Below are 14,537 nucleotides of genomic sequence, written 5' to 3'. Positions count from 1 at the left end.
GCTCCTGTCTTTGCGGTATGAGGGCATCTTGCCCGGGGGCGCGTGAAACAAACGTGAAGCCTCCCCATTCAGGGAGGAGTGATGTGATCGCAAGCGATTAACTGGCCACGGCATGCTGCAAAAATGTATTCGAGTGGATACCTTTTCGTCTGGCCATGCGGGTTCCCAGCCCGCCGCCATCGAGGAACAGTCCGCAGGCCCGTCCTGCCCCATCCATGAGAACAGCTACATGAAAAAATGGCTTTTGTGTTTATTGGGACTCTTCGCCCTCACGGCCCATGCCGCCGAGACGCGCCCCCCCTTCTCCCGCATCGTGATGTTTGGCGACAGCCTCTCCGACACCGGCAAGATGTACGACAAGATGCGTGGTTACCTCCCCTCCAGCCCTCCCTACCATCAGGGCCGCTTCTCCAACGGACCGGTCTGGCTGGAGCAGCTCAACCAGCACTTCCCGGGCCTCGCCATCGCCAACGAGGCGGAAGGGGGCGCCACTGCCGTGGCCTACAACAAGATCTCCTGGAATCCCAAGTATCAGGTCATCAACAACCTGGATTACGAGGTGACCCAGTTCCTGCAAAAGGACAGCTTCAAGCCCGACGATCTGGTGATCCTCTGGGTCGGTGCCAACGACTACCTTGCCTATGGCTGGAACACCGAGCAGGATGCCAAGCGGGTGCGCGATGCCATCAGCGATGCGGCCAACCGCATGGTATTGAACGGTGCCAGGCAGATTCTGCTGTTCAACCTGCCTGATCTGGGCCAGAACCCCTCGGCCCGCAGCCAGAAGGTGGTCGAGGCGGCCAGCCATGTCTCCGCCTACCACAACCAGCTGCTGCTGAACCTGGCACGCCAGCTGGCACCCACCGGCATCGTCAAGCTGTTCGAGATCGACAAGCAGTTCGCCGAGATGCTGCGCGAGCCGCAGAACTTCGGCCTGAGCGACACCGAGCACGCCTGCTACGGCGGCGGCTATGTGTGGAAGCCGTTCGCCTCCCGCAGCGCCGCCACCGACAGTCGGCTGGCCCCCTTCAATCCCGAGGAGCGCCTTGCCATCGCCGGCAACCCTCTGCTGGCTCAGGCCGTCGCAACGCCCATGGCGCGCCGCAGTGCGAGCGAGCTGAACTGTGAAGGCAAGATGTTCTGGGACCAGGTTCACCCCACCACAGTGGTACACGCCACCCTGAGCGAGCGGGCTGCCGCCTTCATCGAACAGGAGTACGAATTCCTCCCTCGATAACGGAGGCCATCCTGCCAGGGCCGGCGCTTCACCGGCCCTCTTGCCCACAAGGGCAAAGCGCAACCCATATGACACCCATCACAGATTCGGGTCACGGTACCCCGGCGGCCTTCCGTCTCCACTATGATGCAGATGGATATCACAATATGTTTTATATCAGTTGCTTGTAGATTGAAAAAAGCGAGCTACGTTTAAACGTGTTGTGGTCGAACACAGGCCCAACCCACGAGGCGAGGCGACATGAATTCGCGCTCCCCACACACAAGATTGCAGAGGCATCTATGAACAAAACACTGATTACCTTGCTGGTTTCAGGCTTGCTTGCGGCCAACGCCCAGGCAGCCGGACAAGACAACACCTGGTATGGCGGTGCCAAACTGGGTTGGTCCAACTTCTACGGTGTCGATGAAAGCAATTCCATCGCCATCACCGACAAAGACGACGATGAAGTCGGCGCCGGTGCCTTCGCCGGTTACCAGATCAACCAGAATCTGGGTGTCGAACTCGGTTATGACTACCTTGGCAAGCTCAAGTACAGCGGCACCCGCAATGGCGCGGCCTTCAATGACTCCGTGCAAGCCCAGTTGGCCCAGCTCACGCTGAAACTGGGCTTCCCGGTTGTGGACAATCTGGACCTTTACGGCCGTGTCGGGGGCGGCTATGGCTGGACCGACAGCGATCAGCTGGAAAACGACAGCCGCTTTACCTTCGTCGGCGCGCTCGGTGCGGAGTATGCCCTGAGCCTGGATTGGGCAGCCCGCCTCGAATACCAGTACAGCACCCCGTATGGCAGCCGTGACGATACCGGCCTGCGCATGGACAACGGCCTGCTCTCCCTGGCCGCCGTCTATCGCTTCGGTCAGGTTGCACCGGCTCTGCCGGTCGCAGCTCCCGCCCCCGCGCCCGAGCCCGTGATGGTCGACAAGCAGTTCACCCTGAGCTCGGACGTGCTGTTTGACTTCAACAAGGCCACCCTCAAGCCCCAGGCCGGGCAGGCGCTGGATACCCTCTACAGCCAGATTGAAGAGGCCAGGCCCAAAGACGGGTCGGCCACCGTCATCGGCTATACCGACCGCATCGGCTCCGAGGCCTACAACCAGAAGTTGTCCGAGCAGCGTGCCCGGACCGTGGCCGATTACCTGATTGGCAAGGGCCTGCCGGCCGGCAAGGTCAATGTGGAAGGGCGTGGCAAGCAGTCTCCCGTCACCGGCGACAGCTGCACCAGCAAATCCAAGCGCGAGCTGATCGTCTGCCTGGCCCCGGATCGCCGGGTAGAGGTCAAGGTACAGGGCGTCTCGGAAGTACAGCAATAACGACGACCCCAAACAAAACGGGAGGCCATGGCCTCCCGTCTTTTTTTATGCTTCCTCAGATGCGCGTGCGCACATCCGCCGCAATCTGATCGAGCAACAGTTGCCAGCCCTGCCCCAGCTCGTTCACCAGGGCGCCATACCCATCGGCAGGCAGCACCCGCTCCTGCTGGAAGGGAACATCTCTCAACACGACCCCCTCCTCCGTCAGCAGGCGCCAGCGACCGCTAAGCAGGGCGCGGCCGTCGTGCCGCCCCTGGAAACGCTCGACCGAGATGCTCAGCACAGGCCCCTTGCGGGCCCCGTCCTGACGCACCACCCAGCCAGGCAAGCGGCTGGAGAGGCCATTGAGGGTCAACTGGTTCAACTGGGCATCGAGGGAACCTGCCCAGCGATGGTACTCGGCAAAGTGCAGCTCCTTGCCCTCCAGCTGATAAACCAGGCTCATCCGGTCAAGCTGACCGGACAGGGCGACGGGGCGCAGCACCAACTGGTGCTGCGGCTGCGCCGTGGTGACATTCGACGGCGCCGTGTCAGCATCCAGCGAATAGTAATGCAGCGTCGTCGGCGCACTGCCACATCCCGCCAGCAGGCCCAGCAAGGCCAGCGTCATCATCCGTTTTTTCATCATTTTCCTCGCTTGGGCTCGGGATCCCGCGGACGAGCGCGGTCAAAGATCAGCGAACTCGGCTGCTCGTTCAGTGAATGGACCAGAGGTTGCAACTCGCTCATCAGCTGGTTGAGGGATTGCACCGACTGGCGCAGCTCCTGATTGGTCTGGGAACCGGCATCATAGGTCTGCAACGTCTCCTGCAACTGCTTGAGGCTCTGGTTGAGGGAGGCCGGCAACTGCTGGGTCGACTGCTGGCCGGTAAACTGCTCCAGATTCGCACTCACGGCACTGACATGCTTGAGCGTCTTGTCCAGTGTCATCAGGGTGCTGTTGACCTGAGTGAGGGTGGTGGCCATGTCCATGTCGACGAACTTGTCGAGAATGAGGTTCACCTTGCGTTCGATCTGATCCAGCCCGGCCTGGGCGGTCGGGAAGACCTGATAGCCCGCCATCTTGAGCGGCTGATAAACAGGCGCATCCGGATAGAAGTTCAGATCGATCACCTTGCCCCCCGTCAGCAGGCTGGCGGTCTTGAGGCTGGCCCTCAGCCCTTCCTTGAACTGCTTGTTGAACAGGGCCCGCCACTGCTCCTTCTCCGCATTGGCATAACGGTGGGAGAGACGCTGCACCTCGATGCGCGCCAGCACCGGGATCTGTCGGCTCTTGAACAGCTGGACGCCCTTGTCGTCGATGAGATAGGGAGCCGAGATGACGGTACCGACCCGGATGCCGCGATACTGTACCGCCGCGCCGGGATGCAGCCCGCCCACGTCATTGTCGAACAGGAAGACATAGTCGATGAACTGATCCAGACTACCGGCCAGCACGCTCTCCTCGTCCTTGAACAGCACGAACTCGTCATTCTGTTTCACCGGCTCCCCCGGCAACCAGCCGGGAGGCAGCCCCATGGTGATGCCGCCGTTGATCAGGCTCTCCAGCGAGTCCATCTTCACCTTCATCCCCTCGCTGCTCATGGAGACCTCGAAGCCGGGCGTCAACCAGAACCGGGAGTTGCTGCTCACCAGAACGTCATAAGGCGCGTTGATGAAGAGCTGGTACTGCATCTCGCTCTTCTCGGGCAGGAATTTGGCCTCTTCGACCTGACCGATGGTGAATCCCTGATAGCTGATGGGGGAACCCGCGCCCAGCGCGTTGGCATCCCGGCTGGACAGGGATAGCCGCAATCCCCTGGCATCCAGGGATGCCAAGGGCGGCCTGTCCAGCATTGCGTATTCGCTTCGCGCCCTGCCCTTCTTGCCGGGAGAAAGCTCGATATAGGCACCGGAGAGCAAGGTGCCAAGACCGGAAACGCCCTCACGCCCGACCCTGGGCTTGACCACCCAGAACTGGCTGTCTTTCTTGAGCATGCCGGCGGCGGCATTGGTCAGGCGAGCCTTGAGCACGGCATGGCTGTAGTCCTCGCTGAGCTCCACCGTCTCGATACGGCCCACCTCCACTTCACGAGAACGGATCACCGTCTTGCCTGCCACTATGCCCTCGGCGGTCGCCACCGTCAGGGTGAAGCTCGGCCCTTGTGAATACCAGTGTTGGAACAGCATCCAGGCGCCGATGAAGAGCGCCAGCAAGGGCACCATCCAGATAGCGGCAGCCGAACTCATGAAATCAGAGCCCGGTTTCCACCTTGTCTTACGCTCACTCACGTTCGCGTTCTCCTTGTTGTAAATCCCAGATCAGGCGGGAATCGAAACTCATGGCAGCCACCATGGTGACCAGTACGACCCCGGCAAAGGCGACGGCCGCAGGGCCAGGGTAGATGGTCATCAGATTGTCGAGCCGAATGAGACCGGCCAGGATGGCCACCACGAAGACGTCGATCATCGACCAGCGCCCCACAAATTCGGTCATGCGATAGAGTTTGAGCTTGCCGAGGGGAGATGCCCCCTGGCCGCGCTGCACCACGTAGCAGAGCCACAGCAGCGCCAGGATCTTCACCAGCGGCACCACCACGCTGGCGAAAAAAATCACCGCGGCAATCGGGTAGGAGCCCATGGCCCACAGCAGCACCACCCCGCCCATGATGGTCGAGGGGCTGTCATCCCCCAGGAACACGGTGTCCATGATGGGATAAAGGTTGGCTGGGACATAGAGGATCACCGAAGTGATCAGCAGGGCCCAGGTGCGGTTCAGACCACCCGGCTTGCGGCTGTGCAGGTGATCCCCGCAGCGAACGCAACTATGGGCATCCTGCTCGTTCAGGGCGCCGCAGATGTGACAGCCCACCAGACCGCACGACAGGGCGCTCTCCTCGGGATCCAGCTCCCTCGCCGCCGTCGGGCCGAACAGCCGCTGCCACAGCCACATCCGATCCAGGGAGGAGATCATCTTGATGAGCAGCAGGGTGTAGCCAACGAAGGCCCAGAACGACAGCCCCATCTTGATGTCGGCCATCCCCATCAGCTTGACCAGAGAGATGAGCACCCCGATGAGGAAGACGTCCACCATCAGCCAGGGCTTGATCCGGCACAGCAGGCGGCCAAGGGAGCGCAGGGCCTTGCTGTGCAGATCCTTGTCCAGGCGCCACAGCACCAGCATGATGGAGCCGATATAGACCAGCGGCAACCCGATCAGGGTAATGCTCAGCACGGCCCCGAGGAACAGGTAGCCTTGATCCACCAGGGTGGTGATGCACTGCAGGAAGGTCATCTCCTGCCCCACCCCCTTGGCCGAGAACGACATGAAGGTAAAGGCGTTGGAGAGCACGAACATGATGATGGCCGCAAAGCCATAGGCGATGGGCCTGCGCTCCTGCTCAGGCAGATGACGAGTCAGGGTATGGCCGCAGCGCGGACAACTGCTCGTCTCCCCCACGGCCAGCTCGGTGGCCGGCACCAGCAGGTCACACTCTTCGCAGGCGGTCGCGTCATGGGTATAGGTGGGTGGATGTTGGTGTGAAACCGGATGCAAGATAAGACCCCAGCATGAGGCCCGCCACGGGGCCAGAGCCGCCAATTATTGCAGCAGCGGCCCCTGCCGACCAGCCCTGTCGTTGTCCATCCTGCCCGGGTGTGAGAATGACTTTGACAAGGCAGTGCCCATTTAGCACAATCAAACGCCACTTTTTTTCCGCGGGACAATAATTTATGACAACTGAATCCCCAAGCTACTCCACTATCGAGCAGGCCTTCTCCCTCGGGAACGGGCAAGATTCTGCCCTCAACTGGTTGCGCAAAAACCGTAGCCAGGTCGCCATCTTCCTGGTGAGCGGCATCAAGCTGGAGGGGACCATCAGCGGTTTTGACCAGTACAGCGTGCTGTTGACCGATGCCCATGGCAATCAGCAACTGGTCTACAAGGCCAAGATTTCCACCATTGCCATGCACTCCGGCCGTCCTGCCGTCAGCATCCAGCGAGCCCGCAAGCCACGGGTTTCCATGGCGCCGCGCCCCCATGGCGCCCCCAGCCGTTATGACGACAACCAGGGTGGCGGCAGCGAGCAGTAAATCTCGCCCCCGCCCATCCTGACGGTGTCGCTGCGTCAGCCAGTGACATCTGCTCCCCACTCTCATGTTTCGCCTGTCCCGTATGAGAGTGGGGCTTCTCTCCCGAGCAGGTTGTTGACCCGCTCGTCTTCGTCACTCAGTAGGTCAACCCGACCGGTTTTCCCTCTCTGACCATGCAGACCTGCATGCCGGCCGCTTCACCGGCCTGTGCGCCTATGCCCGTGTCCTCGAACACCAGACATTGACCGGGCTCGACACCCAGGCGTCGCGCCACCAGCAGGAAGGTGTCTGGATGGGGTTTGTGCAGCTCCACGTCGTCGGCGGTGACCACCACGGGGAAATACCGATCCAGCCCTGTGTTGCGCAGCACCGCTTCGGCATTGATACGGGGAGAGCCTGTCCCTATGCCCATGGGGATCCGGCCGTGATAGCGTTCCACCAGCTCCAGCATGGCCGGGAAGGGGGTGGCCTTGTGCAGGTTGGCGACATAGTGTTCGGTCTTGCAGCGTGTCACCACCAGGGGATCCAGCGCGATCTGCTGCACTTCGGCCACCAGCAGGGCTATCTTGCGGCTGGGCATGCCTCCCAGCTCATAAAACCAGTCGGCGTCGAACCGAAAGCCAAACTCGCGGGCGGTGTGCTCCCAGGCGGCCAGGTGCAAGGGCATGGAGTCCACCAGAGTGCCGTCGAGGTCGAAAACCAGGCCTTGAAATCCGGATAGGGTCATGGTGCAGGATCTGTCTGTGAAAAATGGGCCCCCATTCTAGCCAGAGAGCGGGCGCATCGCCATGCGCCAGGTGGCGAGAAACGCTTGCCACCTCATTTATACAGGGCGATGCCAGGAGGCAGCCCCCACGCAGGTGTCAGCGATAGGCCAGGGTACAGGCCCGCCCTTGGGATTTGGCGTGATAGAGTGCCTGATCCGCCTGCTCGGTCAGGGTTTGCCACTCCTTGTCCGATGACGGGACCAGATAGCTGAACCCGATGCTGACGGTGAGTGTCGCCGCCACCCGGGAGGCCGGATGGGGAATCTGCAAGGCGTCAAGGCCGTGGTGGATCTGCTCCGCCAGCCGCTCCGCTTCTCCCGGCTGCGGTGAACACAGCAGGATGACAAACTCCTCCCCCCCATAGCGGGCCACCAGGTTGGTACGCCGCCGCTCGGTGTCCTGCAGCAGTGCCGCCACCCGCTGCAGGCACTGATCCCCCTTGCCGTGGCCGAAGTGATCGTTGTAGGACTTGAACTCGTCCACATCGATCATCAGCACCGCCAGCACGCCCTGATGGCGGCGAGCCCGCTCCCACTCCCGTTCCATGGTGATGTCCCATTGGCGGCGGTTGGCGATGCCAGTCAGGGGATCTTCCAGAGACAGCAGAGAGAGGCGCCGGTTGGCCTCCTCCAGCGCCCGGTTGGTATCGGCCAGTTGCCGGGTCCGTTCCTGCACCCTCAGCTCCAGCTCCCGATTGAAGCGCTCAAGCTTCTCCTGGGTGCGCTGGCGGATCAGCAACTGGGAGAGCACGGCGGCATACTGCTTGAAGATCTCGCTCTGATACGCCTTGAGGGGGCGCCGCCAGAGCAGGTTGTCGGCGGCGATCCAGCCGATGGGGGTACTCCCGTCCCAGAGCGACACCATGGCGTTCCAGCCGCGACCCACCTCCTGCTTCTCGTAATAGAGAGGCGTGTCCTCCAGCACCAGGACATAGTCCTTGCGACGCAGCGCCTCCTGCACTGTGGGGTGATCCGGAATGGGGCTGATGAAATGGCGCTCGTCGATGAGCTCACCCGCCTCGTTGGTACCCCAGGTACCGTGCATGGTCTTGAATTCACTGTCAGTCAGGAAGATGGCGATGCGATCGAACTGCAACTCCTGGCGGGCCAGTGCCACCGCGTCGTGCAGCAGACGATCCTCGCTCTCGCAGCGGGAGAGCTTGACCCCCACCTGATGCAGCGCCTGCAGCATGCTGAGGAAGGAGTCCTGCAGGGCCTGGCTGCGCACGAGGTCTGCCTGGGTGTGGAGCCGCTGATCCCGCTCCAGATCCACCTGTCCCGCGAGTCGCCGACTCTCGAGCTCGGCGGCGAGATAATGCATGAGCAGCTGGATGCTCTGCTGCTGGCGTCTTGGCAGGCGATCGAGACGACGGCGGGTTTCCAGATAGACCACAGCCTCCAGCCCCTTGTGACGCTTGAGGGGGAAGCTGGCGCGCAGGCGCGGGATCTCGGGTTCGACGCTCTCCCGCTCCCAGATGGCACGGGTCGGCGCGATGGGCTCCACCAGCAACTGGCCGAGCGCAAGGGAACGTTCGATGAAGAGGATGGGCAACTCGAGGGAAGAGAGGACGTCAGCGCTCAGGCAGAGCAGACCCTGTTCCGGGCGATAGTGATAGAGCTGGGGCGTCGGAGCACGCAGCCACAGATAGATCTGTTCAGCCTCTGTTTTTTCCCTGACCGCAGACAAGGTCACTTCACAGAGATGTTCAAAACTGGTGAAGTGCTCCGGATCCCATTCTTCCATGCCAAATCATCCTTGGTTGTATCCAAGCGAGTATATCGGCAAAGCCCGGCCATTAATTGACCGGGCAATCAAAAGCGAGATCCAGAGCCCAGTTTTTACAACAGATTCAATGCCTGCATGGCACTGCGGATGCGCTCGCGGGTGGCCTCGGAGAGCGGCATCACCGGCAGACGGCACTCTTCGCTGCACAGACCCAGCAGAGAGACCGCATACTTGGCCCCTGCGGGGCTCGGCTCGGCGAACATGGCCTGGTGCAGCGGAATGAGCTTGTCCTGCAATTCGCGGGCAGCTTGCCACTCACCGGCCAGCGCCAGGTTCTGCACCTCGGCCACCAGCTTGGGGGCCACGTTGGCCGTCACCGAGATGCAACCCTGGCCACCACCGATGTTGTAGGCCACGGCGGTGGCATCTTCACCGGAGAGCCAGGCAAACGGCTTCTTGATGAGCTGGCGTTCAACCCAGGGGCGGGCCAGATCACCGGTGGCATCCTTCACGCCGGCAATGCGCGGCAACTCGGCCAGACGGGCCAGGGTCGCCGGCTGCACGTCAACGATGGCGCGGGGCGGAATGTTGTAGACGATGATGGGTTTGGTGGTGGCGTCGTGCACCGCCTTGAAGTGGTGGTAGAGCCCTTCCTGATTGGGGCGGTTGTAGTAACCGGCCACATGCAGGGTGGCATCCGCTCCCATCTGCTCGGCATAGCGGGTGTATTCAATGGCTTCAACCGGGTTGTTGGAGCCTGCACCTGCGATCACGGGAATGCGCCCGGCCACCAGCTTGACCACCAGCTCCACCACGCGGCAATGCTCATCGTGGGTCAGGGTCGGGCTCTCCCCGGTCGTGCCGACCGGCACTATGCCATGGGTTCCCTGCTCTATGTGCCACTCCACCAGGCGAGCCAGTGCGGCCTCGTCCAGCTGGCCCTGTCGAAATGGGGTGATCAGGGCAACTATCGAACCTTGAAACATGGGATTTCCTTCTCCTAAACAGATGGATTGGTCAATAAAAAGCCCCGGTACGGGAGTCGCTACCGGGGCTTGAATCGTCTCAGGGATGAGAGGTTACGCGCGCACGCCAGCAGGCCCGATTGTCAGGCTGTGTTTATGCTTTCGTTTCGATACGCATGACCGCATTGCATCATCTCTGGGTAAATAGGCGTCTGGGCATATTTCGGGAACACGGCATAAATGTCAAGGCGAAAGCGGCCATGTATAATGGCCGCCCAAAAATGCGTGGAGAGACCCAATGAGCCGTCCTGTCAGTGCCGTCAGTCAGATGCTGGAACGTAACCAAGCCCTCTTTGTCGGCAAGCGGCTGTTGGTGTGCGGTGCCCTGGAGGATGATTACCCTCGTCAACTGGCCGAGCTGGCACAAAGCCTGACCGTCTTCACCACGGATTACTGCTATTACCGCACCCAGCAGGCCGTTCTGGGAGACGCCATCCTGTTCGATCACCAGCTGGGTGGCGCCCCCCGATTCGATGCCCTGCTGCTGCTGATGCCCAAGGCCAAGGCCGAGGCGCAATACCTGCTGGCCATGATGACGCCGCTGCTCGAAAGCGGGGCCGACCTATTCCTCGCCGGCGAGAACCGGGGCGGCATCAACGGGGCCGACAAGCTGCTGGCACCTTATGGCGAGAAACCGATCAAGCGCGACTCTGCGCGCCGCTGCTCTCTCTACCACGGCACGCTCGACAAACCGGTCGTCCCCTTCGAGCTGGACGCCTGGTTCAGTCGCTATGAGTGCCAGGCGGGCGACACCACCCTGACCGTCATGGCCCTGCCTGGGGTCTTCAGTGCAGACGGCCTGGATCTCGGCACCCAGATGCTGCTGGCGAGCCTCCCCCCCGTAACGGGCAAGCTGCTCGACTTTGGCTGCGGCGCCGGCGTCATCGGTTCCGTGCTGGCCAAGCGCAACCCGGCCCTGGCTGTCACCATGGTGGATATCAATGCCCTGGCACTGGAGTCCAGCCGCCGAACCCTGGCGGTCAACGGTCTGAGCGGACGTGTTCATGCCTCCGATGTCTATTCCGACATTGCCGAAACATTCCAACAGATTGTCTCGAATCCCCCCTTCCATGCCGGGCTCAAGACCTTCTACGCCGCCACCGAAACCTTCCTGGCAAAGGCACCTGAGTACCTGACCGCAAATGGCGCCCTGACCATAGTCGCCAATGCCTTCCTGCGATACCAGCCTATACTGGATGCGCACTTCAAACAGACCGAGGTGATCGCGGGCGATGCCAAATTCAAGGTGTATCTGAGCAAAGCTTAAAGAAGTGCAACGGTTGTAATAAAACAAGTAGAGAGTGCCAGACGGGATCTGTTAAGGTACCAGGAAAACGTTTACCACCCCTTTAGGGGTGTTTTTTCGCAGCAACATGAAAACCTTTTCAACATCATGATCTCAGGGAGAGAACGACGATGGCAGGCATACTCACCATGATACTGGCAGGCGGTGAAGGTACCCGACTGCAACCGCTGACCACCACCCGCAGCAAACCCTCCGTACCCTTTGGCGGCAGTTACCGGTTGATCGACTTCGTGCTCAACAACTTCGTCAACGCCGACTTCCTGCGCATCTATGTACTCACCCAGTTCAAGTCCCAGTCCCTTTATCTGCACATGAAGAAGGGCTGGAACATCGTCGGCATCACGGATCGCTTCATCGATCCCATTCCGGCCCAGATGCGAATGGGCAAACGCTGGTATGACGGCACCGCAGACGCCATTTACCAGAACCTGCGCTTCATCGAGATCTCCGACCCCGAGCACGTCTGCATCTTCGGCTCCGATCACATCTACAAGATGGACGTGAGCCAGATGGTGAGCTTCCACAAGCAGAAAGCGGCCGCCCTGACCGTCGCGGCACTGCGCATGCCCATCGAGGAAGCAAGCGCCTTCGGGGTGATCGAGGTGGATCAGGAAGGGCGCATGATTGGCTTTGAAGAAAAGCCCCGTCACCCGAAACACATCCCCGGCGACCCCACCCAGGCCCTGGTCTCCATGGGCAACTACATCTTCGAGACCGAGGCCCTCTATCGGGAGCTCAAGCGGGATGCCGCCGAGGAGAACTCCAGTCACGATTTCGGCAAGGACATCATTCCCAGCCTGTTCCCCCGTGCCCCCGTCTATGTCTACGACTACAGCACCAACGTGATCCCGGGCGAGAAGCCCAACGTCTACTGGCGCGATGTGGGGACGCTCGACTCTTACTGGCAGGCACACATGGATCTGGTGGCCGACGATGCCCCCTTCTCTCTCTACAATCGCAAGTGGCCGCTGCACACTCATTACCCGCCCCTGCCCCCCGCCACCTTCATCGATACCGACGACTGCAAGGTCAAGATCGCCAACTCCCTGATCTCCGGTGGCTGCTTCATTCAGGGCAGCCAGATCCAGCGATCCATACTGGGATTTCGCTGCAACATAGGCCCCTGCAGCCACATCAGTGAATCCGTGCTGCTGGGGGATGTGAAAATCGGCGAAGGTTGCTCCATTCGCCGCGCCATCATCGACAAAAACGTTGAAATTGCACCCGGCACCGTGATCGGTGAGAATCTGGACCATGACAGAGAGCGGTTTACCGTATCCGAAGGCGGTATCGTCGTGGTACCTAAGGGAGCAAGAGTTGGCTATTAACCCACTGAAAATCCTGTTTGTAGCCTCGGAGGTTGAGGGGCTGGTGAAGACCGGGGGCCTGGCGGATGTGGCCAAGGCCCTGCCGCAGCATCTCGCCCGTCAGGGGCACGATGTGCGCATCATTATGCCCTTCTACAAGACCATCAAGCGCCGGGACGAGGCCACCCTCCTCGCCTCGCGCTGGCTCCCCACTCCCCAGGATCGCAGTGATATCAGCTATCGCATCCATCAGCTGGAACTGGACGGGATCTGCGTCTATCTGCTCGATTGCCCGCACTATTTCGACCGCCCCCAGCTCTATGCCGAGAACAACCAGGCCTATCCCGACAACGGTGAACGCTTTGCCTTTCTGGCCGCGGCGGCCCTGCATGCGTGCGAACAGCTGGGTTTCGCTCCCGACATCGCCCACTGCAACGACTGGCACACCGGTCTGCTGCCGCTGCTGCTGAAAACCCGTCATGCCCACAACCCCTTCTTCCAGCGCACCCGGTCGGTCATCAGCATTCACAACGCGGCCTTTCAGGGCGTGTTCGATCGCCAGCAGTTCTGGGCCGTGCCGGAAATCCACGACTACGAGCAGCGCATCAACTACGACTATGGTCACATCAATCTGCTCAAGTGCGGTGTGCTCTACGCAGACAAGATCAATGCAGTCAGCCCCAACTACGCCAGCGAGCTGCTGACACACCTGGGCGCTCACGGCATGGCCAGCGTATTCCAGCAGCGGGCAGCTGACCTGCGTGGCATCCTCAACGGCTGTGACTATCAGGACTGGGATCCCGCCTTCGATCCTCTGTTGCCCGCCACCTATGATGCCGACAACCTGGATGGTAAACACACCTGCAAGCGCATCCTGCAGCAGGAGACGGGGCTCCCCGTTGGCAACCTCCCCATCTATGGCATGGTGTGTCGACTGACCGAGCAGAAAGGAGTACACCTGCTCATCCCAGCGCTAGACAAGTTCTTGCAGCATCAGGTCCAGGTGGTAATTGTGGGCTCCGGTGATCCCTCTCTCGCCGCCCAGTTGCAAAGCATTGCCCAGCAGCATCCCGACAAGTTTGCCTTCATCAATGCCTATGACGACCGTCTGGCCCACCTGGTGGAAGCTGGCGCCGACTTCTTCCTGATGCCTTCTCTGTTCGAGCCATGCGGGCTCAACCAGATGTACAGTCTGGCCTATGGCACACTGCCCCTGGTGCGGGCCGTCGGCGGATTGAAAGATACCGTCGTGGACTGGGATGCTGACCCGGCGCACGCGACCGGTTTCTGCTTCAACGATCCCACTGCCAGCACCTTGCTCGATGCCATGCGCCGCAGCCTGCTCCATTATCTGCAGGAACCGGCACGCTTTGCCCGTGTGCAGCACCACGCCATGAACACCCGCTTCGACTGGGCAGACTCCGTCATCCTGTACGAACAGATGTATCAGGATGCGCTGGCCACCGTCTGACGCCGATTGCTGAAGTTTTATGCCCTTGGCACGCCTTTATCCGTCAACAGCGAAAAAAGTCCCCTTTGGCTGTTGACGCCCCCCCAAAACTCTATAGAATCCCCCACCGCAGTGATGCGAAGGTGGCGGAATTGGTAGACGCGCTAGCTTCAGGTGTTAGTGTCCCACGGATGTGAGGGTTCGAGTCCCTCTCTTCGCACCATACTGCAACATGCTCTTATCAGACGGCATGTAAATTCAGACTGATAACCCGATGTGCGAAGGTGGCGGAATTGGTAGACGCGCTAGCTTCAGGTGTTAGTGCCCCCCGGGTGT

The 14,537-nt window shown here is 60.9% G+C and carries 11 protein-coding genes, 1 tRNA gene and 1 pseudogene; 7 read left to right on the top strand and 6 right to left on the bottom strand.

Going from position 1 to position 14,537, the window contains the following annotated elements; translation table 11 throughout:
* The first annotated feature begins 229 nt into the window (after positions 1-229).
* The gene (locus ACVDHI_RS20195) at positions 230-1,237 is read left to right on the top strand and encodes an SGNH/GDSL hydrolase family protein (protein WP_324061451.1); all 1,008 of its coding nucleotides are present in this window, start codon (positions 230-232) and stop codon (positions 1,235-1,237) included.
* A gap of 281 nt (positions 1,238-1,518) precedes the next feature.
* Entirely contained in the window at positions 1,519-2,550 is a 1,032-nt protein-coding gene (gene ompA, locus ACVDHI_RS20190) for a porin OmpA (RefSeq protein ID WP_139739507.1), read from the top strand.
* A gap of 55 nt (positions 2,551-2,605) precedes the next feature.
* Here ompA and ACVDHI_RS20185 read toward each other — a convergent pair whose 3' ends face one another.
* The 3 genes from ACVDHI_RS20185 to ACVDHI_RS20175 are packed head-to-tail and all read right to left on the bottom strand — an operon-like array spanning position 2,606 to position 6,085.
* Positions 2,606-3,175 (bottom strand): PqiC family protein, encoded by a 570-nt coding sequence (locus ACVDHI_RS20185; protein WP_324059221.1) that lies wholly within the window; start codon positions 3,173-3,175, stop codon positions 2,606-2,608.
* Positions 3,175-4,821 (bottom strand): intermembrane transport protein PqiB, encoded by a 1,647-nt coding sequence (gene pqiB, locus ACVDHI_RS20180; RefSeq protein WP_039040601.1) that lies wholly within the window; start codon positions 4,819-4,821, stop codon positions 3,175-3,177. The genes ACVDHI_RS20185 and pqiB overlap by 1 nt, the downstream gene beginning before the upstream one ends.
* On the bottom strand, positions 4,814-6,085 hold the full coding sequence (locus ACVDHI_RS20175) for a paraquat-inducible protein A (RefSeq protein ID WP_041211730.1): 1,272 nt from the start codon (positions 6,083-6,085) through the stop codon (positions 4,814-4,816). Before ACVDHI_RS20175 ends, pqiB begins: the two co-directional genes overlap by 8 nt.
* A 176-nt stretch (positions 6,086-6,261) precedes the next feature.
* Here ACVDHI_RS20175 and hfq point away from each other — a divergent pair, with 176 nt between their 5' ends.
* On the top strand, positions 6,262-6,621 hold the full coding sequence (hfq, locus tag ACVDHI_RS20170) for an RNA chaperone Hfq (protein ID WP_039040603.1): 360 nt from the start codon (positions 6,262-6,264) through the stop codon (positions 6,619-6,621).
* 136 nt (positions 6,622-6,757) lie between these two features.
* On the opposite strand, the gene ACVDHI_RS20165 is transcribed toward hfq, so the two are convergent.
* The 3 genes from ACVDHI_RS20165 to dapA form a co-directional block, all read right to left on the bottom strand.
* The gene (locus ACVDHI_RS20165) at positions 6,758-7,348 is read right to left on the bottom strand and encodes an HAD family hydrolase (RefSeq protein WP_319892345.1); all 591 of its coding nucleotides are present in this window, start codon (positions 7,346-7,348) and stop codon (positions 6,758-6,760) included.
* A gap of 136 nt (positions 7,349-7,484) precedes the next feature.
* On the bottom strand, positions 7,485-9,131 hold the full coding sequence (locus tag ACVDHI_RS20160; protein WP_041213957.1) for a sensor domain-containing diguanylate cyclase: 1,647 nt from the start codon (positions 9,129-9,131) through the stop codon (positions 7,485-7,487).
* A 95-nt stretch (positions 9,132-9,226) separates the two neighbouring features.
* Positions 9,227-10,099: a 4-hydroxy-tetrahydrodipicolinate synthase gene (dapA, locus tag ACVDHI_RS20155; protein WP_039040606.1), complete on the bottom strand. Its 873-nt coding sequence runs from the start codon at positions 10,097-10,099 to the stop codon at positions 9,227-9,229.
* A 277-nt stretch (positions 10,100-10,376) separates the two neighbouring features.
* Here dapA and rsmC point away from each other — a divergent pair, with 277 nt between their 5' ends.
* The 4 genes and pseudogenes from rsmC to ACVDHI_RS20135 all read left to right on the top strand — a co-directional run bounded on the left by rsmC (position 10,377) and on the right by ACVDHI_RS20135 (position 14,424).
* Positions 10,377-11,405, top strand: coding sequence for a 16S rRNA (guanine(1207)-N(2))-methyltransferase RsmC (rsmC, locus tag ACVDHI_RS20150; RefSeq protein ID WP_010675754.1), 1,029 nt, complete (start codon positions 10,377-10,379; stop codon positions 11,403-11,405).
* Positions 11,406-11,551: 146 nt separating this feature from the next.
* Positions 11,552-12,772: pseudogene (glgC, locus tag ACVDHI_RS20145) on the top strand (glucose-1-phosphate adenylyltransferase); the annotation flags it as partial.
* Positions 12,762-14,222, top strand: a complete 1,461-nt coding sequence (gene glgA, locus ACVDHI_RS20140) for a glycogen synthase GlgA (protein WP_104452232.1) — start codon at positions 12,762-12,764, stop codon at positions 14,220-14,222. The pseudogene glgC and the gene glgA, both read left to right, overlap by 11 nt.
* 116 nt (positions 14,223-14,338) lie before the next feature.
* Positions 14,339-14,424: transfer RNA gene (locus ACVDHI_RS20135), tRNA-Leu, on the top strand.
* Positions 14,425-14,537 lie beyond the last annotated feature (113 nt).

It is taken from the genome of Aeromonas sp. 25-248 (assembly GCF_053005425.1).
Note: the sequence above shows the minus strand (reverse complement) of the source record. Positions and strands in the feature narration are given on the sequence as shown.